The following is a 20,856-nucleotide window of genomic DNA, read 5'->3' as shown; positions in this document are numbered from 1 at the left end:
CCATCCGTACGTCCCAGGAGCACCACACGTGACCGCCGAAGCCCCGTCCGCGCCCGCCCTGTCCCACGGCCGGCTGATGCCCGTGACCGTCCACTTCGACGACCTCGACGCGCTGGGGCTGCTGCACAACGCCCGCTACCCGCTGCTCGTCGAGCGCGCCTGGGCCGAGTGGATGCAGGCGGTCGGTGTCGCCTTCGACGGCGACTGGGCCGCCGCCGGCGACGCCTGCAACGCGGTCAAGGAACTGCGCCTCACCTACGAGGCCCCGGTGACCCGGCCCGGCCCCTACGCCATCCACCTGTGGCTGGACCGGCTCGGCACCACCGGGCTCACCTACGCCTTCCGGTTCTGCTCGGCGGACGGCTCGGTGACCTACGCCCGGGGCAGCCGGGTGCTGGTGCGGCTCGACGCCGCGACCCTGCGCCCGGCGCCCTGGACCGAGGGCTTCAGGAGCGCGGCTCGGGAACTGCTGCGTCCGGACGCGTGACCTTCACCCGGTCACCCGCGCGCAGCACCCCGGCGAAGCCCGCGATGCCGCACGTCAGCACCGTCACCAGCACGAACGACACCACCAGGCTGGTTGCCTGGGCCAGCATGCCGATCGCGCTCGGGGCGATCAGCCCCGAGGTGTAGGTGATGGTCGCCACGCCCGCGATGGCCAGGCTCGGGTTGGAGCCGCTGCGCCCGGCGGCGGCGAAGCACAGCGGCACGACGACCGCGATGCCGAGCCCCATCAGCGCGAACCCGCCCATCGCCACGGCCGGGTGCCCGGCGAACACGATCAGCAGACCGCCGAGGAGGGCGACCACGCCGCCGGCGCGGACGGTGCGCACCGCGCCGTAGCGGTCCACCACCCGGTCGCCCGCGATGCGGGCGACCGCCATGGTGAGGGTGAAGCCGGTGGTGCAGGCGGCCGCGAGACCCGCCGAGGTCTCCAGCTGGTCGCGCAGGTAGACCGCGGACCAGTCCAGGCTCGCCCCCTCGGCGAACACCGCGCAGAAGCCGATCGCGCCGATGAGCAGCGCCGAGCGGGGCGGCAGGGCGAACCGGGGCGGCGGGTCCTCGTCCTCGGTCGGCTGCAGGTCCAGCACCCAGGCGCAGGCCGCGAAGCCGGCGACCGTCAGGACGGCGGCCGCCAGCGCGTGGTGCAGCCGGGCGTCCGCGCCGATGTGCGCGGCGAGCGTGCCGGCCGCCGAGCCGACGACGGCGCCGACGCTCCACATGCCGTGCAGGCCGGACATGATCGACTTGTCGAGCCGGTTCTCCACCTCGACGCCGAGGGCGTTCATCGCCACGTCCGACATGCCCGCCGTGGCGCCGTACACGAACAGGGCCAGGCACAGCGTGAGCATGTTCGGGGCGAGCGACGGCAGGACGAGCGCGAGCGTCCACAGCGCGAGCAGGCCGCGCAGGGCGTTGCGGGCGCCGAAGCGGTGGGTGATGCCTCCCGCGAGCGGCATGGCCAGGGACGCGCCGAGCGCGGGGAAGGCCAGCGCCAGTCCCAACTGCCCGGCACTGACTCCGGCGTGGTCCTGGATCCACGGCACGCGGGTGGCGAAGGAACCGGTGACGGCGCCGTGCACCGCGAACACGGCCGCGACGGCGTACCGCGCCCGTCTCACCTCATGCCGTGTGTGGATCACTGCACTCATCGACCCGCCCCTCCCGGTTCTCCGCTGTCGTGTGCGCCGCCGTAAACTATCAGGAACCCTGCCTGAAAGAAACGGGGTATCCCGGGGCACGGCACCCGCCGGCCGGGCCCGCCGATCTGGAAGGATCCCGGCATGGCCGCATCCCCGAGCACCGCCCGTGCCATCAACGACCGGCTCGCCCTGCGCCTGCTCCAGGAAGAGGGCCCGCTCACCGCCGGGCAGTTGAAACAGCTCACCGGACTGTCCCGGCCCAGCGTCGCCGACCTCGTCGAACGCCTCACCGCGGCCGGTCTCGTCGAGGTCGCCGGGGAAGCCGGCGCCCAGCGCCGCGGCCCCAACGCCAAGCTGTACGGCATCGTCGCCGGCCGCGCCCACCTGGCCGCCCTGGACGTCCGCACGGAGGGCGTCGCCGTGGTCGTCTCCGACCTCGTCGGCGAGGTCCTGGCCGAGGCGTCGCTGCCCATCACCGACGACGCCGGCACCGGCCCGGCCGTCGATCAGGCGGTCGCTCTGGTCGAGCGGACGGCGAAGGAGGCGGGCGCCGGCCGGCTGCACACCGTGGGGATCGGCGCGCCCGGCCTGATCGACCCCGCCAGCGGCGAACTGCGCGACTCCACGAGCCTGCCCGAGTGGCACCGGCGCCTGGTCGCCGCCCTCCAGGAACGGCTGCCCGAGGCCCAGGTCAGCGTGGAGAACGAGACCAACCTCGCCGCCCTCGCCGAGCAGCGCGACGGTGCCGTCCGCGACCGGGACACCTTCGTCCTGCTGTGGCTGGGCCACGGAACCGGCGCGGCCGTGATCCTCGACGGCACCCTGCGCCGGGGCGCCTCCGGCGGCACCGGCGAGATCGGCTTCCTCCCGGTCCCGGGCACCCGGGGGCTGCCCTCCGCGACCGACTGCGCGGGTGGCTTCCACTCCCTGGTCGGCGCCGAGGCGGTCGCGCGCCTCGCGGGCGAGCACGGCGTCACCGCCGAGCCCGGGGCCGAGTCGGAGGCGGCCGGCGCGGTGCGGGCGGCCGTCGCGGCGGCGGGCCCCGGCGCGGCGGAGGAGGGCTTCCTCGACGTCCTCGCGGACCGGATCGCGGTGGGCGTCGCCTCGGTGGTTGCGCTCCTCGATCCCGGGTGCGTGGTCCTGGGCGGCGAGGTCGGCCAGGCCGGCGGCGAGGCGCTGGCCGCGCGGGTGCACGACCGCCTGACCGCGATGTCCCCGCTTCCGGTCGACGTACGGCCCAGCACCCTGGGCGGGGGAGCGGTGCTCCGGGGCGCCCTGCTCACCGCCCGTGACCGAGCCCAGGACGAACTCTTCGGGACACCTGGGCACTGACGGGGGCCCCGGCGGCACCGGCCGGGAAGCGATGCGCTCTGTTGCCCCCGGGTCCGGCCTCCGCCGTTCCTGCCGGCGTGCGGGGGTGCGCCTCGGCTGTGCCTGCCGGCGTGCGGCGGTGTGCCCTCGGCCGTGCCTACCGGCGCGCGCCGCCCTCGCCGAAGCGGGCGGTGAGGTACTCGTCGAAGGTGCGGGTGCCCACCGCGTGGTCCGGGGCGAGGTGGCCGCCGGCGCGGAACGCGTCGTACGCCGCGCCGCGCAGCGGGACCTTCACCACCGCGCGGCGACGCCCCGCCGCCCGGAGATAGGCGCGTGCCAGGGAGTCGAAGGTGCGTACCTCGGGCCCGCCCATGTCCTCCGCACGACCGGCCGGCGCTCCCTGGGCCAGATCGGCCAGGCGCTCCGCGACCTCCGTGACCTCCACCGGCTGGTCCTTCACCCGGGCCGGCAGCGGCACGACCGGCGACTTCGCCAGGCCCTGCAGCACCCGGAACACCAGGTCGTGGAACTGGGTGGCACGCAGCACCGTGAAGCCCGTCCCGGAGTCCTCGACCTGCCGCTCCACCGCCAGCTTGGTGCGGTAGTAGGGGTACGGCACCCGGTCGACGCCGACGATCGAGATGTAGACGAGATGCCCCACCCCGGCCCGCCGCGCCGCGGCGATCAGGTTCCGCGCGGCCTTCTCGTCGCCGCCGCGCGCCGAGGTCGCGCAGTGCACGACCGTGTCCGCCCCGTCGACGGCCCGGTCCAGACCGCTTCCGCCCTCGCGCAGGTCGACCGCGAAGGGCTGCGAGTGCCGGCTGAGCACCCGCACCTCGTGGCCGTTCGTCCGCAGCCGCTCGGTGACATGCCGGCCGAGGGTTCCGCTTCCACCGGTCACCAGGATCGTGCTCATGCTGTTCAGCCCCTTCGGACGTCCGGGGCCCTCCGACAGGGCGCCCTTCGCCGGCCTGGACGTACCGGCCGCCGCCGGACGTGACATCGTCCGGGCCGGTGCCGACGCCGGCCGTGCGGCGGCGCCGTACCGGATCCAGCTTCGCCGGGTCCGCCACCGGGCGCATCCGCGGTGGTGAGGCCCGGCGGCGGGCAAGGGCCGTCGTCACCGCCGCCGGACCGGTTCTGGGGAGGAGCGCCGGCGGGGTCCCCGGCCCGCTGCTCTCCACGGAAGGTGGCTCGGACCCTAAGAGGACTAGACCACCACGGTCAATAGGTATGGACCACTCGCACGGGAGTGCGGGGAGCCAAGGGGGCGCACTCTAGCGGCAGTTGAGCGCCCCGCGACCCTCAGTCGTCCTCCTGTCGCCCCTTGTGACTCACTCCACACTGCTCACCCGCGTGGTCGACTCCCGGCCGTGGCACACTGGCCCTGTACCAGTAGCAGCGCACTCCGGGGTCGGTGAAAGTCCGAACCGGCGGTTACAGTCCGCGACCCGGTCGCCTCCAGCGGCCGGTTGACCAGGTGAAATTCCTGGACCGACGGTTAAAGTCCGGATGGGAGGCAGTGCGCGGCGGGCGGGCATCCATGCGCGCCGCCGTACCGGTTCGCCTTTGTCGGGCGGACCCCGTCCGGCGTCGCTTCCGGTGTCCTCGCCCGTGATTCTGTCGTCATCGACAGCCCCGGAGTCCGTGCCCCAAGAGGCAGGAGGACCCGGGAAGTGTTCACCGGAATCGTCGAAGAGCTGGGCGAGGTCACGGCCGTCGAGACCCTCGACGACGCGTGTCGCTTCCGGCTGCGAGGCCCCGTCGTCACCGACGGCGCCCGGCACGGGGACTCCATCGCCGTCAACGGCGTCTGCCTCACGGTCGTGGAGCACGAGGGCGACGAGTTCACCGCCGACGTCATGGCCGAAACCCTCCGGCGCTCCAGCCTCGGCGCCCTCGCCGTCGGCTCCCGCGTCAACCTGGAGCGGCCCACGGCCGTCGGCGACCGACTCGGCGGCCACATCGTGCAGGGCCACGTCGACGGCACCGGCGAGATCCTCGACCGCACCCCGTCCGAGCACTGGGAGATCGTGAAGATCTCCCTCCCCGCGGACCTCAGCCGCTACGTCGTGGAGAAGGGCTCCATCACCGTCGACGGCATCAGCCTCACCGTCGTCGACGCCGGACGCGACCACTTCACGGTCAGCCTCATCCCCACCACCCTGGCCCTGACCACCCTCGGCATCAAGAAGCCCGGCGACCCGGTCAACCTCGAGGTGGACGTCATCGCCAAGTACGTCGAGCGGATGCTCGGCGACCGCGTCGCCGGTGAGGGGGTCTCCCGGTGAACTGGCTCAACTCCGAGGCCTTCACCCTGTTCGACCAGCACATCAAGTGGTCGGACATGATCGGCAACGTGATCGGCCTGATCGCCCTCGCCCTCGGCTGGCGCCGCTCCCTGTGGACCTGGCCCGCCCAGTTCCTCTCCGGGCTCATCCTGTTCACGGCGTTCGCCACCGCCCACCTCTCCGGCAGCGCCGGCAAACAGGTCGTCGTCATGCTCGTCGCCGCCTGGGGCTTCTGGCAGTGGAACCGCGGCCGGCAGCAGGCGCAGGACGGCAGCGTCGCCGTACGGTTCGCGACCTGGCGGGAGCGGGGCGTGCTGCTCGCCGGGGCAGCCGTCGGCACCCTCGCCGTCGGCGGCCTCTTCACCGCCTACCCGTCCCTGTCCTGGGATCCCTGGCCGGACGCGTACATCTTCGTCGGCACCGTCGTCGCCATGTACGCCCAGGCCCGCGGCATGGTCGAGTTCTGGTTCGCCTGGCTGCTGGTCGACCTCGTCGGCGTCCCGCTCAACTTCGCCAACGGCTTCGCCTTCTCCGGCTTCGTCTACGTCATCTACGGCGCACTGGTCCTGTGGGGCATGCGCGACTGGTGGCTGCGCTCCCGCGACGCGCGGCCCGCACTGGAAGGAGCGCCGGCATGAGCGCCCACCCGTCACCCGCCACCACCCCGACCGAGGGGCTGCGCGCCACCCCCTCGGTCCCACCGATCCTGTACAGCGCCGAGGACCTCGACCTGGGGCTCGACCCCGTCGAGCGGGCGATCGCCGACATCGCCGCCGGCCGGCCCGTGGTGGTCGTCGACGACGAGAACCGCGAGAACGAGGGCGACCTGATCGTCGCCGCCGAGATGGTGACGGAGGAGATCGTCGCCTTCATGATGACCGAGTGCCGCGGCATGATCTGCGCACCCATGGACGGCGAGGAGCTGGACCGGCTGCGCATCCCGCAGATGGTGGCGCAGAACACCGAGTCGATGCGGACCGCGTTCACCGTGACCGTCGACGCCTCCGCCGCCCACGGCGTGACTACCGGCATCTCCGCCTCCGACCGCGCCACCACGCTCCGGCTCCTGGCCGGCGGCAGCGCCGCACCGGACGACTTCGTCCGCCCCGGCCACATCTTCCCGCTGCGCGCCCGCCCCGGCGGCGTGCTGGAGCGCGACGGCCACACCGAGGCCGCCGTCGACCTGGCCCGCCTCGCGGGACTGCGCCCGGCCGGCGCCATCGTGGAGATCGCCGGCGAGGACGGCCGCATGCTGCGCCTGCCCGAGCTGGTCCCCTTCGCCCGCAAGCACGGCCTGTCGATCATCTCCATCGAGGACCTGATCGCCTACCGCCGCTCCGCCGAGCCGACCGTGCGCCGCGAGGCCGAGGTCCGGCTGCCCACCTCCCACGGCACCTTCACCGCGTTCGGCTTCCGCTCCACCGTCGACGGCGTCGAGCACGTCGCCCTGGTGCACGGCGACATCGGCGACGGCGAGGACGTCCTCGTCCGCATGCACTCCGAGTGCCTCACCGGTGACGTCTTCGGCTCCCAGCGCTGCGACTGCGGCCCCCAGCTCGACGCCTCCCTGGACCGCATCCAGGAGGAGGGCCGGGGCGTGGTCGTCTACCTGCGCGGGCACGAGGGACGCGGCATCGGCCTGATGTCCAAACTGCGCGCCTACGAACTCCAGGAGCGCGGCCGGGACACCCTCGACGCCAACCTGGAACTCGGCCTCCCCGCCGACGCCCGCGACTACGGCGCCGGCGCGCAGATCCTCGCCGACCTCGGCGTCCGCAGCGTCCGGCTGCTGACCAACAACCCCGACAAGTCCGACGCGCTCGCCCGCCGCGGCATCGACGTCGTCCGGCGTGAGCCGATGCCCGTCACCGCGAGCGAGCACAACCTCCGCTACCTGCGCACCAAGCGGGACCGGATGGGCCACGACCTGCCCTGGCTGGACACGCCGACCGTGCCCGCCTGCGGCAACCAGTAACAAGAACCACGAGGAGAGACGTGAGCGGCAAGGGTGCACCGGAGCTGACCGTACGCAATGTGGGTGACCTGCGGGTCGCCGTCGTCGCGGCACAGTGGCACGAGAAGGTGATGGACGGACTGGTCGACGGCGCCCTGCGCGCCCTGCACGACCTGGGCATCGACGAGCCGACCCTGCTCCGGGTCCCCGGCAGCTGGGAACTGCCCGTCGTCGCCAAGGTGCTGGCCGGTCGGGGCTACGACGCGATCGTCGCCCTCGGCGTCGTCATCCGGGGCGGCACACCCCACTTCGAGTACGTGTGCCAGGGCGTCACCCAGGGGCTCACGCAGGTGTCCGTCGACACCGGCGTCCCCGTCGGCTTCGGCCTGCTCACGTGCGACGACGAACAGCAGGCCCTCGACCGGGCCGGACTGCCCGGCTCCCGTGAGGACAAGGGGCACGAGGCGGTCACCGCGGCCGTCGCCACCGCCGCCTGCCTGCGCTCGGTGTCCGAACCCTGGCGGTGAGCAGTCCCCGTCACCGCGTAGGGTAAGGACCACCATGTCCAAGAAGACGTTCGAGGAGCTCTTCACCGAGCTCCAGCAGAAGGCCGCCCACGGGGACCCCGCCACCTCCCGCACCGCCGAGCTGGTGGACAAGGGCGTCCATGCCATCGGCAAGAAGGTCGTCGAAGAGGCCGCCGAGGTCTGGATGGCCGCCGAGTACGAGGGCAAGGAGGCGGCCGCCGAGGAGATCTCGCAGCTGCTGTACCACGTCCAGGTGATGATGGTCGCCCGCGGCATCTCCCTCGACGACGTCTACGCCCACCTGTAAGACATCCCCGTTCCAGCCCCACCCCCTTTTTCACGCAAAGGAAGCCGACCTCATGCTGCGCATCGCCGTCCCCAACAAGGGTTCCCTGTCAGGACCTGCGGCGGAGATGCTGCATGAGGCCGGCTACCAGCAGCGGCGGGAATCCAAGGAACTGCGGATCGTCGACCCGGTCAACGAGGTGGAGTTCTTCTACCTCCGCCCCCGTGACATCGCGATCTACGTCGCCTCCGGGCGGCTGGACATCGGCATCACCGGCCGTGACCTGCTGATCGACTCCGGCGCCGACGCCGAGGAGATCCTCCCGCTGGGCTTCGCCCGCTCCACCTTCCACTACGCCGCCAAGCCCGGCACCGTCACCACCGCCGCGGACCTGGCCGGCACGACCGTCGCCACCTCCTACGAGGGCATCGTCGCCGCGCACCTCGCCGAGCACGGCATCGACGCGTCCGTCGTCCACCTCGACGGGGCGGTCGAGACCGCCATCCAGCTCGGCGTCGCCCAGGTCATCGCGGACGTCGTCGAGACCGGCACCTCCCTGCGCAACGCCGGCCTCGAGGTCGTCGGCGAGCCGATCATGCGGTCCGAGGCCGTCGTCATCCGGCGTACCGGCACGGACGGCGAGGACCCCAAGGTGCAGCAGTTCCTGCGCCGCCTGCAGGGCGTCCTGGTCGCCCGCACGTACGTGATGATGGACTACGACTGCCGGGTCGAGCAGCTGGAGAAGGCCGTCGCCCTCACCCCGGGCCTGGAGTCGCCCACCGTCTCCCCGCTGCACAACGAGGGCTGGGTCGCCGTCCGCGCGATGGTCCCGTCCAAGGAGGCGCAGCGGATCATGGACGACCTGTACGACATCGGGGCCCGTGCCATCCTCACCACGGCCATCCACGCCTGCCGGCTCTGACCGGGCCGGGAAGGACCGCCATGTCCGAGACACGGTTGCCCGAACTGCCCGTGACCTTCCGGCCGGGCGTCACCCGCGCGGTGCTGCTCACCGCGGGCGTCGCGCTGTTCGTCGTCGTCGGTCTGATCGGGCTGCTGCTGTCCGGGCTCGGCCCGGGGGAGCGGATCAGCTTCGTGTTCACCGCCGCGCTGCTGGCCGGTGTGCTGTTCCTGCTGGCCCGGCCGAAGGTCGTCGCCGACGAGACGGGCGTCACGGTCGTCAACATCGTGAACAGGCGCCGCCTGGCGTGGCCGGAGATCCTTCAGGTGAACCTCCGCTCGGGTGATCCCTGGGTCTTCCTCGACCTCAGCGACGGCACCAGCATGCCCGTGCTCGGCATCCAGCCCGGCATGGCCCGGCAGCGGGCCGTCGCCGACGCACGGGCCCTGCGGGCCCTCGCCGAGGCGCACTCCGCGCCCGAGGCCGGCGCCGCCCGGGACTGACCCGGCGCCGCCGGCCGTGGCCCGTCCGGCCAACGCGCACCTGCCGCAGTCGCCCCCGTCTTGATTAATCTGTTGGGCGGAGGCGCGCCGACAACGCCTCCGCCCCTGTCGCCCCGCCCGGTGCCCAGGGGCCCCAGCTATCCGAGGAGTGACCCTCTCCGGCGATGGACGGATCGTCCTGCAGTACCTGCGCCGCCCCCTGCCGACATAGCGCTCATCCGGGTTCCCGGGTGCGCGCGCATGCGGAGGCGGCGGCATCATGAGCACCCCTGCGCTGCTTCTCGCAGCCGCCTTCCTGCTGATCCTGGCCAACGGCTTCTTCGTGGCCGCCGAGTTCGGCCTGGTCACCGTCGAGCGGGCGGACGCCGAACAGGCCGCCGCGGGCGGCGACCGGCGCGCCCGCCGCGTCGTCGCGTCCCTGCGCGAGCTGTCGTTCCAGCTGTCCGGCACCCAGCTCGGCATCACCATCACCTCCCTCGTCGTCGGCATGCTCGCCGAACCGGCGCTGGCGGAACTGCTGCACGGCCCGCTCACCGGCCTCGGCACGCCCCGGGGCGCGGTCCCCGGCGTGTCCGTGGTGATCGGCATGCTGCTCGCGTCCGCCGTGCAGATGGTGATCGGCGAACTCGTGCCGAAGAACTGGGCGGTGTCCCGGCCGATGCAGGTCGCGCGCTTCGTCGCCGGCCCGCAGCACGCCTTCGCCCGCCTGTTCCACCCGGTCATCGCCGGGCTGAACGGCGTGGCCAACCGTCTGGTGCGGGCCCTGGGCATCGAGCCCGCCGAGGAGCTCGCCTCCGCCCGCACCCCGGGCGAACTGGTGTCCCTGGCCCGGCACTCGGCCCGTGCGGGTGCCCTGGAGCAGGACACGGCGGACCTCTTCGTCCGCACCCTGTCCCTGGGCGAGCTGACCGCCCAGCACGTCATGACCCCCCGCGTGCGGGTCAGCGTCCTCCAGGCGTCCGCGACGGCCGAGGACGTGGTCAACCTGACCCGCGCCACCGGTCTGTCCCGCTTCCCCGTCTACCGGGAGCGGATCGACGAGATCGCCGGCATGGTCCACCTCAAGGACGCCCTCGCGGTCCCCGCGCACGAGCGGCTGCGCACCCCGGTGGGCCGCATCGCCCGCCCGGCGCTGCTGGTCCCCGAGACGCTGCCGGTGCGCCCGCTGCTCGCCCGGCTGCGCAGCGAGCAGCCCATCGCGGTCGTCGTCGACGAGTACGGCGGCACCGCCGGCGTGGTCACCCTCGAGGACATCGTCGAGGAGATCGTCGGCGAGGTGCGTGACGAGCACGACGGACAGGACGTGCCCGAACTCGCCCCGGCCCCGCCGGAGGACGGCAACCCGGCCTGGGACGTCGACGGCGGTGCCCGGGTCGACATCCTGCGCCGCATAGGGCTGGAGGTCCCCGAGGGCCCGTACGAGACGGTCGCCGGGCTGGTCGCCGATCTGCTCGGCCGGATCCCCGCTGTCGGGGACCGCGCCGAACTGGCCGGCTGGCGGCTTTCCGTGCGCCGCGTGGGCCACTACCGCGCGGAACGGGTCCGTCTGGTCCGCACCGCCCGGCTCCCCCTGATGGAGGCGGCCCGATGAGCGTCCTGCAACTGCTGTTCGCCGCCCTGCTGGTGCTGGCCAACGGCTTCTTCGTCGGCGCCGAGTTCGCCCTGGTGTCGGTCCGCCGCAGCCAGATCGAACCGCTCGGCACCACCCGCGCCCGCCAGGTGCTGTACGGCCTGGAGCACCTGCCGCAGATGATGGCGGCGGCACAGTTCGGCATCACCGTCTGCTCGCTCACCCTGGGCGCGGTCGCCGAACCGACCGTCGCCCGGCTCCTGGAGCCGGTGTTCACGTGGATGCACCTGCCGCACGGCGTGGTCCACCCGCTCGGCTACGTCATCGCGCTCGCCGCCGTGATCTTCTTTCACCTGGTCATCGGCGAGATGGTGCCCAAGAACCTGGCGATGGCGGCCCCCGAGAGGGCGGCCCTGTGGCTGAGCCCCGGCCTGGTCTGGTTCGCCCGCCTGTGCAAGCCGGTCACCGTCGCCCTCGGCGCCCTGGCCCAGGGCATCCTGCGGCTGTTCCGGGTGGAGCCCAAGGACGAGGTCGAGGCCGTCTTCACCAGCGAGCAGCTCAACCGGCTGGTCGAGGACGCCGGGCAGGCGGGCCTGCTCGACCCGGAGGAGGCCGAGCGCCTGGAGGACGCGCTGGAGCTGGGCTCGCGCCCGGTGACGGACGTCCTGCTGCGCCGCGAGTCCCTCGTGACGGTCACCCCCGCGGTCACCCCGGGGCAGATCGTGGAGCTGACCGCCCGCACCGGGTACTCGCGCTTCCCGGTGGCCGCGGAGGGTGGTGCCTTCATGGGCTACCTGCACGTCAAGGACGTGCTGGACCTGGAGGACACCGACCGCGCCGTCCCGCAGCACCTGTGGCGGCCCATGACGACCCTGCGTCCCGAACTCCCGCTGGACGACGCCCTGACGGTGATGCGCCGCGCGGCCACCCACCTGGCGCAGGTGTCGGACGCGTCCGGGAAGGTGCTGGGCCTGGTGGCCCTGGAGGACGTCCTGGAACTGCTGGTGGGCGAGGTGCGCGACCCCGCCCACCGCGAGGTGACGCTCACCCCGCAACGGGCGAGCGGTGCACCGGAGGAGGCGATGGCCACCTGACCGCGGGCGGCCCCGGCCGCCCTCGTCGACACGCCTGTCGGGGCCCACGGCCTTCGTCGACACACCCGTCGGGGACTCACGGCCCCGACGGGTCCGACGGGCCCCGCCCGGACAGCACCTCCCCGTACGCCTGCATCAGGTCCGGCAGCCGCAGCGTCGCCAGGTCCTCCCGGGACAGCGGGCCCGGGTATCCCGACAGCCTGAGGTCCCGGTAGGCGCAGCTCTTCTCGTACAGGGTGCGCAGGAACCGCCCGTTGCCCAGTTCGTCGATCCAGCCCTGGTCCACCACGTGCCCGGCGATCGACCGCAGCTCGTCCACGGCCTCCTCGTCCCACCCGTCGCCGTTCTCCGCCGCCAGCACCTCGCCGATCGCGGTCAGCTCCAGCGGCCGGTACGAGGGGAAGTCCACCCGGGTGGTGAACCGGGACGACAGCCCCGGGTTGGCGGCCAGCAGCCGGTCCATGCCCTCCGGGTAGCCGGCGAGGATCACCACCAGGTGGTCGCGGTTGTCCTCCGCCCGCTTCAGCAGCACCTGCAGCGCCTCGTCGCCGTACGCGTCGCCCTTGCCGTAACCGGAGTTGGAGAGGGAGTACGCCTCGTCGACGAAGAGCACCCCGCCGAGCGCCGAGTCGATCAGCTCGTTGGCCTTCACCGCGGTCTGCCCCAGGTACTCGCCGACCAGGTCCGCCCGCTGGGCCTCCACCAGGTGGTCGCCGCCGAGCAGCCCGAGGGCGTAGAAGACCCGGCCGAGGATCCGGGCGACCGTGGTCTTGCCGGTGCCGGACGGCCCGGAGAAGACGAAGTGCCGTTTCGGGGGCTGCACCGGCAGTCCCTGGCCGGCCCGCAGCCGCGCCATGTTCAACTGCGCCGACAACGCCTTGACCTGGCGCTTCACCGGCTCCAGACCGACCATGCGCTCCAGCTCCGCGAGCGCCTCCTCCAGTAACGCCGGGTCGGTGGGGCCGGGGGGCAGCGGTGACCCCGGGCTGCCCGCCCGCTCGCGCGTCCCCGGACCGCCGAGCGAGGGCAGGGGCGAGGGCGGCGGCTCGGGGTCGGACAGCCGCAGGTCACGCCCCTCGGTGCCGAACAGCGGGTCCAGCGTGTCCGGGCCGTCGATCATGTCCTGCCCGGCGCCGGTGAGGGTGATCGCGGCGAGGTCGGCGGAGTCGTCGTAGCCGTCGCCCTCGGCGATCGCGGCGAGCCGGGCCGAGGTGTCCATGAAGGCGGGGTCGACCCGGTGCACGGCCCGGTACAGGGGCAGGGCGGCGGCGCTGCGGCCGGTGCCCTCGTGGGCGCGGGCCAGCCAGTAGCGCAGCTCCTTGCGCTGCGGCTGCTCGCTGCGGCAGCGCATCAGCGCCGCCGACAGCAGCGGTTCGGCCTGTCCGTACATCTCCAGGCGCACCCGGGCCATGCCGCCGAACAGGCCTGCCTCGATGCCCAGCACCGGGTCGTCGACGAGCGGGTCGGTGTGCCGGACCAGCTGCTCCCAGTCCTTGACCAGGTAGGCGCGGCACGCGTGCAGGAAGCGGACCTGCGGGTCGGTGTCCACCGGGGGGAGTCCGGCGAGCGCCTGGTCCAGTTCGGGGACGTGGCGGCCGTCCAGCCAGTGGGAGGCGTGGGCGAGCAGCAGGTCCCGGGGGCTCTCCAGTACGGGCTGCACCCACCAGCCCAGCCAGTACCAGGAGTTGAGGGTGCGCCGGTGCCGGGAACGCTGTTCGCCGAAGCGGTCGCGGTGGCGGTACATCCTCAGCAGCGCGGTCGTCGTGTCCACGCGCAGCGCGTGCAGTCCGAGCCAGCCGTCGGCCATCCCGGGATCGATCCGCACCGCGGTCCGGAACTCCTCCTCCGCCTGCGGATAGGCGCCCATGGTGTAGGCGTCCACGCCTCGCAGCCAGGCGAGGTCGGCCGGGGCCTGCGGGCCCTGCGTGCCGAAGTCCATCACGTCCCCCACAAACCGTGCCCCCGTCGGTGTGCCGGCCGGCCCTCGGCCGTCGGCCCCTGTGGTCGAACCGCTGTACCGCGGACCGGAGTTGCAAGGTGCGTGAGGCATCGTCCGCCGGTCGCACCGAGGGCATCGTACCTGCGGTGGCGTCACGTCCGTAGGGTGTCGTGCGGGGGGAACACGGGGCGCGAGGGAGGGGCGCGGCACACGCTTCCTCACCGAGGGTGATCGTCATATGCCACTGTGCGTCCGGAAAGTGTGAAAAGGGCAGAACGAAGCCCCCGATCACGGGGGAACAACCGGGGGCTTCGTGTCTGCGGGCGGCTCCCGAAGGGCCGCACATTGAGAACGTAAGACCTGTACGGGCCCTGGGTCAAGCGGAGTTGGGGTACTGCGGCAAGTTGTCCGGGACCACTCTTCACAGGTTCACCACATCGCGGATGCCCCGTCACTCTACGTGAGTAGACAGGGCGCCTCATCGTTCCCGGCAGGCCCGGCGACCAGCTCGTATCCCTCCTGTCGCTGCCGCACCAGCAGATGCGCGAAGGGGCGCGAGGGGTCATCGGCGAAGTGCTCGCGCTCCGCCCCCGTCCAGCCGTTCCAGAACTCCCGCTGCTCCTCGCCGTCCCGGGCCCGTCCGCGCGCCCAGGACTCCGCACGGGGCAGGTCCATCCAGAGCAGCAGCGCCAGATGCGGGCGCAGCGCCCGCCGTCCCGCGCCCACGCCCTCCACCACGACCACGGGGGCGGCCGGCAGCGCGCGCGGCGGGCCGGGGCGGCGGGCGCGCCAGTCGTAGGGGGCGTAGTGGGCCGACTCGCCCCGGGCGAGCGGGCCGATCACCTCGCCGAGCAGCCGTCCGGTCCAGTCGAACAGTTCGTCGTGGCGGGCGACGTCGTCGAGGTGCAGCACCGGGGCGCCGCCGAGAGCGCCGGCGAGCAGCGCGGCGAAGGTCGACTTCCCGGAGCCGGCGTGTCCGTCGACGGCGACGAGCCGCACCGGACCGCACGAGGGCGGGAGCCGCAGGATGCGGGAGGCGAGCGTGTGGATGGCGGGTTCCCGGGGCTGTGGAGGAGTGCGGACGGGAGCACTCTAGGGCCCGCGCTCCCGGCCCGGCCCGGGGCGGGGGCAGCCGCCCACCTGCGGCGCTTCCGTCATTGGTCGAGTCCCATGTTGGTCCGCACCGTACGGCCAGGGTGCTGGCAGGACCAGCCCGGCTGCGTTCATAGTGGGGCCCACACCCGCTCCGCCCGGCGGACGCACATCGTCCGGCGGCCGGGCACTGGCCTTGTCCCCGACTCCGACACCTGGGGGTCCCCCGCCCATGAGCAGAGCCGAACTGCCGTCCCGCAGAACCCTCCTGGCCGCGGCGGTCGTCGCCGCCGTCGCCGGAGGCGCGGGACCGGCGTCCGCCGCCCCGGCCCGGCCCACCGGATCCGGGCGCGCCGCCGCCCGCACCGTCGACAACCGGGCCTGGACCACCTACACCGACTGGCGCTCCGGCACCGCCGCCGGCACCCGCGCCGTCGCCGGTCTCCGCCCCGGTCTGGTGATCGCCGAGGCGGCCGGCACCACGGACCACACCGACCCGCACACCGGCCGCACGGCCGCCTGGGAGTACGCGACCTGGACCTCGCCCGTCCACCGCCTCGCGGTCCCGGCCACCGAGGCGATCGCCTCCTGGAACGCGCACACCCCCGAGGGCACCTGGCTCCAGATCGAGCTGAAGGGCACCTACTCCGACGGCACGGACACCCCCTGGTACGTGATGGGCCGCTGGGCGGCCGGCGACGGGGACATCCTGCGCACCTCGGTGGACGACCAGAGCGACGGGAAGAGCAGCGTCTGGACGGACACCCTCGCCGTCGACGACGCGGCCTCGGGGCTGCGCATCGCCTCCGCCCGGCTGCGCCTCACCCTGTACCGCCGCCCCGGCACCCGCCTCACCCCGACCGTGTGGCGGGCCGGCCTGATGGGCTCCGACGTCCCCGACCGGTTCACCGTCCCCGCCTCGAAGCCCGGCCTCGCCCGGGAGCTGGTCGTCCCGCGCTACTCGCAGGAGATCCACAAGGGCCAGTACCCGGAGTACGACAACGGCGGCGAGGCCTGGTGCAGCCCCACCTCCTCGCAAATGATCATCGAGTACTGGGGCGGCCGGCTCTCCGAGGAGCAGCTCTCCTGGGTCGACCCCTCCTACGCCGACCCGCAGGTCTGCCACGCGGCCCGCCACACCTACGACCACCAGTACGCGGGCTGCGGCAACTGGCCGTTCAACGCGGCCTACGCGGCGACCTTCCCCGGCCTCCAGGGCGTCGTCACCCGGCTGAGGTCGCTGACCGACCTGGAGACGCTGATCGCGGCGGGCATCCCGGCCATCACCTCGCAGTCGTTCCTGAAGGAGGAACTGACGGGTGCGGGCTACGGCACCTCCGGGCACCTGATGACGGTGATCGGCTTCACCGCCGACGGCGACGTGATCGCCAACGACCCGGCCTCGGACGACAACGAGGCCGTGCGCCGGATCTACCAGCGGCGCGAGTGGGAGAACATCTGGCTGAGGACCAAGCGTCACAATGCCTCAGGCAAGGTCGTCTCCGGCACCGGCGGCATCTGCTACCTGTACTTCCCGGCGCGGCCGACCCCGCGCCAGCGCAAGGCGCTCGCGGCGGTGGGCGTGCGCTGAGCCGGCGCCCGCGGCGGACCCCGGCGCGTCCGGGGCCCGCCGCGTGTGAGCAAGCTCTCGGCGGCACCGGCCGTTTCCGGTGGCAAGGTGGACGACGTCCCTGGGGGGAACCGGCGACCACCGAGACCAGGTAGAAGTCATGACCGCGAACGCAGCCACCGTCACCCGTGCCCGTACCGGCGGACCCCGCGAGGACGGCCCGAAGATCCTCGAGCATGTGCTCGGCTGGACCCTCGTCGTGGTCCTCGCGATGCTCGTCACCCAGCTGGGACTGCTGTAGTCCCGCTTCTCGGACCGCCCGTGCCGTCGTACGGGCCGACCTGCCATACTCCTGCGGGACCGTCCCGCCCCCGCAGGAGACCTGGGTCGACAGTGAACACCAGTCAGCAGTCCGTCGCGCGCCCCTCGGTCCACGCCGGCCGGCGGGCGTCGGCCCGCCGTGCCGAACTCATCGCCATCGGGCGCCGCTTGTTCGCCGACCGGTCCTACGATGCGCTCTCGATGGACGACATCGCGCGCCAGGCACAGGTCGCCAAGGGCCTGATCTACTACTACTTCCAGTCCAAGCGGGGCTACTACCTGGCGATCATCGAGGACTCGGTGGCCGGGCTGGTGACCCTGGCGTCGAGCGGCGACGAACTGCCGCCCGTGGAGCGGGTGCACCGCACCATCGACAGCTATCTGCGCTACGCCGAGCACAACCAGGCCGCGTACCGCGCGATCGTGAGCGGCGGCGTCGGTTTCGACGCCGAGGTGCACGCCATCCGGGACGGCGTGCGCGAGGCGATCGTCGCGACCATCGCCGAGGGCGCCTACGGACGCTGCGACGTCGCCCCGGTGGCCCGCATGGCGCTGCTGGCCTGGGTGTGCAGCGTGGAGGGCGCGGTGCTGGCCTGGATCGACCGCCCTGACCTGTCCCGCGACACCATGTGCGAGCTGCTGGTGAAGACGCTCGGCGGCGCCATGCGCGCCGTCGAGGAACTGGACCCCGCCCACCCGGCCCCGGAGGCAGCGCGCCGCGACGGGTGACGGAGGGCCCGCGGCCGGCCGCCGAGGGGGACGCGCGGGGCGGGAGTCCCCCCGTGGAACCCCCGCCCCGCGCGCCTCCGGCGTCCGTCGGCTACCGGATGGCCTTGATCAGCTCGCCGTCCGCGGTGTCGCCGCTGAGCTCCCAGAAGAACGTGCCGCCCAGGCCCTGCTGGTTCTTCCACTCCGTCTTGGAGGCGACGGTCTCCGGGGTGTCGTAGCTCCACCACTGGTCGCCGCACTTGGCGTAGGCGGTGCCGCCGACCGTGCCCGTCGCCGGGCACCTGTCCTTGAGGACCTTGTAGTCGTCGATCCCCGCCTCGAACGTGCCGGGCGCGGGCCCGGTCGCGGCACCGCCGGGCTCCGCCCGGGTGACGCCGGTCCAGCCGCGGCCGTAGAAGCCGATGCCGAGCAGCAGCTTGTCCGCGGGGACGCCGAGACCGGTCAGCTTCGTGAGGGTGGCGGCGCTGTGGTACTCCGCCTTCGGGATGCCGTCGTACGAGGTGAGCGGCGAGTGCGGGGCGGTCGGTCCCGCGGTGTCCCAGGCGCCGAAGAAGTCGTACGTCATCGGGTTGTACCAGTCGACGTACTGCGCCGCGCCCGCGTAGTCGGCCGCGTCGATCTTGCCGCCCTCCGTGGCGTCCGCCGGGATCGCGGCGGTGACCAGGCTGTCCGGGCCGAAGGTGGTGCGCAGCGCCGACATCAGCTCGCGGTAGGCGTCCCGGCCGCTGGTGTCACAGGTGGCGCCGCAGGCGTTCGGGTACTCCCAGTCGATGTCGATGCCGTCGAAGACGTCGGCCCAGCGCGGGTCCTCGACCAGGTCGAGGCAGGACCGCGCGAACGCGGCCGGGTCCTCCGCGGCCTCGCCGAAGCCGCCGGACCAGGTCCAGCCGCCGAACGACCAGATCACCTTGAGGCCCGGGTGCTCGGCCTTCAGCTCGCGCAGCTGGTTGAAGGTGCCGCGCAGGGGCTGGTCCCAGGTGTCGGCGACCCCGTCGACGGACTCCTCGGCGGTGTAGGTGCGCTCGGTGGCCGCGTAGGAGTCGCCGATGGCGCACTTGCCGCCGGTGACGTTGCCGAAGGCGTAGTTGATGTGGGTGAGCCGGTCCGCGGAACCGGACGTCTCGATGTTCTTGACGTAGTACTTCCGGTCGTACGTGCCCCATTCGGTGAAGTAGCCGACGACCTTGGATCCGGCGGCGGCCTCCTGAGCCGAGGTCGCCGCGGTGGCGGTCGAGGTGCCCGCGCCGGCGAGCAGTCCGGCGCCGAGCACGGTGGCGCAGGCGGCGGACACGAGCGCCCGCAGGGTTCGGGGGCGGTGGGGGGATGGCATCCGGTGTCTCCTCGTGGGGGAGGGGAGCCGCGTTGCTTGGCATGAACGCGGTGACTCGGTTGGGGCGAAACCCTAGAAGGACTAGACCAGTTGGTCAATGGTGCGGACCAATGTGATCGGCGAAGGGGTCCCGGACGGTACGGAGAGGGTGACGTGAAAGGTGTCGCGAAGTGAGCGGTCGTTAACTGGTGACGCGATGCCGCCGATCGGGCATACTCACAGCGCACAGCCGCTGGTCAGCAGCTTCCGAGACCCGGGAGTGCGAGCATCGGCCAGGCACTGACACGACCCGGCGATGCGGCCTCCACCCCAGGCGCACGCCGTATGTGCCCGACAGGGAGGAGAGCGACGCCATGCCCGACCGCGCCCCGCAGCCGGTGGACCGGCAACTGCCCACGGACGAGGCCCGGGATCTGATCTCGCTCGTCCGCGACATCGCCCAGCGCGAGGTCGCCCCCAGGGCCGCCGAGGAGGAGGAAGCGGGCCACTTCCCGCGCGAGCTGTTCACCCTGCTGTCCGAGTCCGGCCTGCTCGGCCTGCCCTACGATTCCGAGTACGGCGGCGGCGACCAGCCGTACGAGGTCTACCTCCAGGTCCTCGAGGAGCTCGCCCGGGCCCGCCTCACCGTGGCACTCGGTGTCAGCGTGCACACCCTGGCCTCCTACCCGCTCGCCGCGTTCGGGACCAAGGAGCAAAGGGCCGAGCACCTGCCCGCGATGCTCGGCGGCGGTCTGCTCGGCGCCTACTGCCTCTCCGAGCCCTCCTCCGGCTCCGACGCGGCCTCCCTGCGCACCCGCGCGGTCCGCGACGGGGACGACTGGGTGATCGACGGCACCAAGGCGTGGATCACCCACGGCGGGGTCGCCGACTTCTACACCGTCATGGCCCGCACCGGCGCCGAGGGCCCGCGCGGCATCAGCGCCTTCCTGGTGCCCGCCGGCACCGAGGGCGTGGGCGCGGCCCCGCCCGAGAAGAAGATGGGCATGAAGGGGTCGCCCACCGCCCAGGTCCACTTCGACGGCGTCCGGGTCCCGGACGCGCGCCGCATCGGGGACGAGGGGCAGGGCTTCGCCATCGCCCTGTCGGCCCTCGACGGCGGCCGGCTCGGCATCGCCGCCTGCGCCATCGGCGTCGCCCAGGCGGCGCTCGACGAGGCACTCGGCTACGCGACCGAGCGGCGCCAGTTCGGCCGGCCCATCGCGGACTTCCAGGGGCTGCGCTTCATGCTCGCCGACATGGCCACGCAGATCGAAGCCGGACGGGCGCTGTATCTGGCGGCGGCCCGGCTGCGCGACGCGGGCCGGCCGTTCGCCCGGCAGGCCGCCATGGCCAAACTGCACTGCACCGACACCGCGATGCGGGTCGCCACCGACGCCGTGCAGATCCTCGGCGGCTACGGCTACACCGCCGACTTCCCCGCCGAGCGTTACATGCGCGAGGCGAAGGTCCTGCAGATCGTCGAGGGCACCAACCAGATCCAGCGCATGGTCATCGCCCGCCACCTCGCGGGGCCGGAGACGCGCTGAACCGGCCGAAGCCCCGCCAGGGCTCGGCGAGCCGGGTCCACTCCGGGTCGTGCCGTCCCGGCAGCGTGCGGCCCCGGTCCGCCCAGGTCCGCATCAGTTCGCGGTAGATGGGCGGGTCCGGGAGCTGTGGCGGCGGGGCGGCGGCCACCTCGACGGGCGGCGGCACGAAGACGTGGCGCTGACGCCCGGTCGTCGAGTACGTGGGGGTCGTCATGCCCGGCCAAACGCGGAAGCGGGCGGGCGGGTCACCGATCCCCCGAATAGGGCGT

Annotated in this window: 22 protein-coding genes and 1 riboswitch; of the genes, 16 read left to right on the top strand and 6 right to left on the bottom strand. The window is 73.1% G+C overall.

Going from position 1 to position 20,856, the window contains the following annotated elements:
• Positions 1-28: 28 nt before the first annotated feature.
• The gene (locus ACIF8S_RS22820) at positions 29-487 is read left to right on the top strand and encodes an acyl-CoA thioesterase (protein WP_400001315.1); all 459 of its coding nucleotides are present in this window, start codon (positions 29-31) and stop codon (positions 485-487) included.
• Here the strand turns inward: ACIF8S_RS22820 and ACIF8S_RS22815 are convergent.
• The gene (locus tag ACIF8S_RS22815) at positions 447-1,652 is read right to left on the bottom strand and encodes an MFS transporter (RefSeq protein ID WP_400001313.1); all 1,206 of its coding nucleotides are present in this window, start codon (positions 1,650-1,652) and stop codon (positions 447-449) included. The genes ACIF8S_RS22820 and ACIF8S_RS22815 overlap by 41 nt on opposite strands.
• A gap of 132 nt (positions 1,653-1,784) precedes the next feature.
• Between ACIF8S_RS22815 and ACIF8S_RS22810 the strand changes: the two genes are divergently transcribed.
• Positions 1,785-2,975: an ROK family transcriptional regulator gene (locus tag ACIF8S_RS22810; RefSeq protein ID WP_400001312.1), complete on the top strand. Its 1,191-nt coding sequence runs from the start codon at positions 1,785-1,787 to the stop codon at positions 2,973-2,975.
• A 136-nt stretch (positions 2,976-3,111) separates the two neighbouring features.
• On the opposite strand, the gene ACIF8S_RS22805 is transcribed toward ACIF8S_RS22810, so the two are convergent.
• A complete protein-coding gene (locus ACIF8S_RS22805; protein ID WP_400001310.1) occupies positions 3,112-3,870 on the bottom strand; it encodes an SDR family oxidoreductase in 759 nt (252 codons plus the stop codon).
• Between ACIF8S_RS22805 and ACIF8S_RS22800 the strand changes: the two genes are divergently transcribed.
• The 10 genes from ACIF8S_RS22800 to ACIF8S_RS22755 all read left to right on the top strand — a co-directional run bounded on the left by ACIF8S_RS22800 (position 3,869) and on the right by ACIF8S_RS22755 (position 12,080).
• Entirely contained in the window at positions 3,869-4,048 is a 180-nt protein-coding gene (locus ACIF8S_RS22800; RefSeq protein ID WP_400001308.1) for a hypothetical protein, read from the top strand. The two genes, ACIF8S_RS22805 and ACIF8S_RS22800, sit on opposite strands and share 2 nt — an antisense overlap.
• A gap of 305 nt (positions 4,049-4,353) precedes the next feature.
• A riboswitch (FMN riboswitch) is annotated at positions 4,354-4,484 on the top strand.
• Between the two features lie 146 nt (positions 4,485-4,630).
• Positions 4,631-5,245, top strand: a complete 615-nt coding sequence (locus ACIF8S_RS22795) for a riboflavin synthase (protein WP_349793895.1) — start codon at positions 4,631-4,633, stop codon at positions 5,243-5,245.
• On the top strand, positions 5,242-5,883 hold the full coding sequence (locus ACIF8S_RS22790; RefSeq protein ID WP_400001306.1) for a nicotinamide riboside transporter PnuC: 642 nt from the start codon (positions 5,242-5,244) through the stop codon (positions 5,881-5,883). Before ACIF8S_RS22795 ends, ACIF8S_RS22790 begins: the two co-directional genes overlap by 4 nt.
• Positions 5,880-7,220 (top strand): bifunctional 3,4-dihydroxy-2-butanone-4-phosphate synthase/GTP cyclohydrolase II, encoded by a 1,341-nt coding sequence (locus ACIF8S_RS22785; RefSeq protein WP_400001304.1) that lies wholly within the window; start codon positions 5,880-5,882, stop codon positions 7,218-7,220. Before ACIF8S_RS22790 ends, ACIF8S_RS22785 begins: the two co-directional genes overlap by 4 nt.
• Positions 7,221-7,240: 20 nt before the next feature.
• Positions 7,241-7,726, top strand: a complete 486-nt coding sequence (ribH, locus tag ACIF8S_RS22780; RefSeq protein WP_033275135.1) for a 6,7-dimethyl-8-ribityllumazine synthase — start codon at positions 7,241-7,243, stop codon at positions 7,724-7,726.
• 34 nt (positions 7,727-7,760) lie between these two features.
• A complete protein-coding gene (locus tag ACIF8S_RS22775) occupies positions 7,761-8,033 on the top strand; it encodes a phosphoribosyl-ATP diphosphatase (RefSeq protein ID WP_029383007.1) in 273 nt (90 codons plus the stop codon).
• 52 nt (positions 8,034-8,085) lie between these two features.
• On the top strand, positions 8,086-8,934 hold the full coding sequence (hisG, locus tag ACIF8S_RS22770) for an ATP phosphoribosyltransferase (protein WP_400001302.1): 849 nt from the start codon (positions 8,086-8,088) through the stop codon (positions 8,932-8,934).
• Between the two features lie 20 nt (positions 8,935-8,954).
• Positions 8,955-9,416, top strand: coding sequence for a PH domain-containing protein (locus ACIF8S_RS22765; RefSeq protein WP_349793903.1), 462 nt, complete (start codon positions 8,955-8,957; stop codon positions 9,414-9,416).
• Between the two features lie 259 nt (positions 9,417-9,675).
• Entirely contained in the window at positions 9,676-11,007 is a 1,332-nt protein-coding gene (locus tag ACIF8S_RS22760; RefSeq protein WP_400001300.1) for a hemolysin family protein, read from the top strand.
• Entirely contained in the window at positions 11,004-12,080 is a 1,077-nt protein-coding gene (locus tag ACIF8S_RS22755) for a hemolysin family protein (protein WP_400001298.1), read from the top strand. The genes ACIF8S_RS22760 and ACIF8S_RS22755 overlap by 4 nt, the downstream gene beginning before the upstream one ends.
• Before the next feature lie 76 nt (positions 12,081-12,156).
• Here ACIF8S_RS22755 and ACIF8S_RS22750 read toward each other — a convergent pair whose 3' ends face one another.
• Positions 12,157-14,019, bottom strand: a complete 1,863-nt coding sequence (locus ACIF8S_RS22750) for an AAA family ATPase (RefSeq protein WP_400001296.1) — start codon at positions 14,017-14,019, stop codon at positions 12,157-12,159.
• A gap of 456 nt (positions 14,020-14,475) precedes the next feature.
• Positions 14,476-15,018, bottom strand: coding sequence for a hypothetical protein (locus ACIF8S_RS22745; RefSeq protein WP_400001294.1), 543 nt, complete (start codon positions 15,016-15,018; stop codon positions 14,476-14,478).
• 325 nt (positions 15,019-15,343) lie between these two features.
• Here ACIF8S_RS22745 and ACIF8S_RS22740 point away from each other — a divergent pair, with 325 nt between their 5' ends.
• The 3 genes from ACIF8S_RS22740 (at position 15,344) to ACIF8S_RS22730 (ending at position 17,731) form a co-directional block, all read left to right on the top strand.
• On the top strand, positions 15,344-16,702 hold the full coding sequence (locus tag ACIF8S_RS22740) for a peptidase C39 family protein (RefSeq protein ID WP_400001293.1): 1,359 nt from the start codon (positions 15,344-15,346) through the stop codon (positions 16,700-16,702).
• A gap of 139 nt (positions 16,703-16,841) precedes the next feature.
• Positions 16,842-16,982 (top strand): SCO1431 family membrane protein, encoded by a 141-nt coding sequence (locus ACIF8S_RS22735; protein ID WP_125508272.1) that lies wholly within the window; start codon positions 16,842-16,844, stop codon positions 16,980-16,982.
• A gap of 92 nt (positions 16,983-17,074) precedes the next feature.
• The gene (locus ACIF8S_RS22730; RefSeq protein WP_400001290.1) at positions 17,075-17,731 is read left to right on the top strand and encodes a TetR/AcrR family transcriptional regulator; all 657 of its coding nucleotides are present in this window, start codon (positions 17,075-17,077) and stop codon (positions 17,729-17,731) included.
• A gap of 91 nt (positions 17,732-17,822) precedes the next feature.
• Here the strand turns inward: ACIF8S_RS22730 and ACIF8S_RS22725 are convergent, their stop codons facing one another.
• Entirely contained in the window at positions 17,823-19,061 is a 1,239-nt protein-coding gene (locus ACIF8S_RS22725) for a glycoside hydrolase family 18 protein (protein ID WP_400001288.1), read from the bottom strand.
• A 353-nt stretch (positions 19,062-19,414) separates the two neighbouring features.
• Between ACIF8S_RS22725 and ACIF8S_RS22720 the strand changes: the two genes are divergently transcribed.
• Entirely contained in the window at positions 19,415-20,587 is a 1,173-nt protein-coding gene (locus tag ACIF8S_RS22720) for an acyl-CoA dehydrogenase family protein (RefSeq protein WP_400001286.1), read from the top strand.
• On the opposite strand, the gene ACIF8S_RS22715 is transcribed toward ACIF8S_RS22720, so the two are convergent.
• Positions 20,550-20,801 carry a hypothetical protein gene (locus ACIF8S_RS22715; protein ID WP_349793917.1) on the bottom strand — a complete coding sequence of 84 codons (252 nt, stop codon included), beginning with the start codon at positions 20,799-20,801 and terminating at the stop codon, positions 20,550-20,552. The genes ACIF8S_RS22720 and ACIF8S_RS22715 overlap by 38 nt on opposite strands.
• Positions 20,802-20,856 lie beyond the last annotated feature (55 nt).

The organism is Streptomyces sp. NPDC085937, from assembly GCF_044540535.1.
In the GTDB taxonomy this organism is placed as follows: Bacteria; Actinomycetota; Actinomycetes; order Streptomycetales; family Streptomycetaceae; genus Streptomyces.
This window is presented reverse-complemented; position numbering and strand designations above follow the sequence as displayed.

What these genes read in the sequence shown, in the direction of transcription:
- ACIF8S_RS22805 (WP_400001310.1), bottom strand. Translation starts at nt 3,870, where the DNA reads ATGAGCACGATCCTGGTGACCGGTGGAAGCGGAACCCTCGGCCGGCAT.
- ACIF8S_RS22800 (WP_400001308.1), top strand. Translation starts at nt 3,869, where the DNA reads ATGCTGTTCAGCCCCTTCGGACGTCCGGGGCCCTCCGACAGGGCGCCC.
- ACIF8S_RS22715 (WP_349793917.1), bottom strand. Translation starts at nt 20,801, where the DNA reads ATGACGACCCCCACGTACTCGACGACCGGGCGTCAGCGCCACGTCTTC.
- ACIF8S_RS22755 (WP_400001298.1), top strand. Translation starts at nt 11,004, where the DNA reads ATGAGCGTCCTGCAACTGCTGTTCGCCGCCCTGCTGGTGCTGGCCAAC.
- hisG (WP_400001302.1), top strand. Translation starts at nt 8,086, where the DNA reads ATGCTGCGCATCGCCGTCCCCAACAAGGGTTCCCTGTCAGGACCTGCG.
- ACIF8S_RS22740 (WP_400001293.1), top strand. Translation starts at nt 15,344, where the DNA reads ATGAGCAGAGCCGAACTGCCGTCCCGCAGAACCCTCCTGGCCGCGGCG.
- ACIF8S_RS22720 (WP_400001286.1), top strand. Translation starts at nt 19,415, where the DNA reads ATGCCCGACCGCGCCCCGCAGCCGGTGGACCGGCAACTGCCCACGGAC.
- ACIF8S_RS22815 (WP_400001313.1), bottom strand. Translation starts at nt 1,652, where the DNA reads ATGAGTGCAGTGATCCACACACGGCATGAGGTGAGACGGGCGCGGTAC.
- ACIF8S_RS22725 (WP_400001288.1), bottom strand. Translation starts at nt 19,061, where the DNA reads ATGCCATCCCCCCACCGCCCCCGAACCCTGCGGGCGCTCGTGTCCGCC.
- ACIF8S_RS22775 (WP_029383007.1), top strand. Translation starts at nt 7,761, where the DNA reads ATGTCCAAGAAGACGTTCGAGGAGCTCTTCACCGAGCTCCAGCAGAAG.
- ACIF8S_RS22810 (WP_400001312.1), top strand. Translation starts at nt 1,785, where the DNA reads ATGGCCGCATCCCCGAGCACCGCCCGTGCCATCAACGACCGGCTCGCC.
- ACIF8S_RS22785 (WP_400001304.1), top strand. Translation starts at nt 5,880, where the DNA reads ATGAGCGCCCACCCGTCACCCGCCACCACCCCGACCGAGGGGCTGCGC.
- ACIF8S_RS22735 (WP_125508272.1), top strand. Translation starts at nt 16,842, where the DNA reads ATGACCGCGAACGCAGCCACCGTCACCCGTGCCCGTACCGGCGGACCC.
- ACIF8S_RS22750 (WP_400001296.1), bottom strand. Translation starts at nt 14,019, where the DNA reads ATGGACTTCGGCACGCAGGGCCCGCAGGCCCCGGCCGACCTCGCCTGG.
- ACIF8S_RS22760 (WP_400001300.1), top strand. Translation starts at nt 9,676, where the DNA reads ATGAGCACCCCTGCGCTGCTTCTCGCAGCCGCCTTCCTGCTGATCCTG.
- ACIF8S_RS22765 (WP_349793903.1), top strand. Translation starts at nt 8,955, where the DNA reads ATGTCCGAGACACGGTTGCCCGAACTGCCCGTGACCTTCCGGCCGGGC.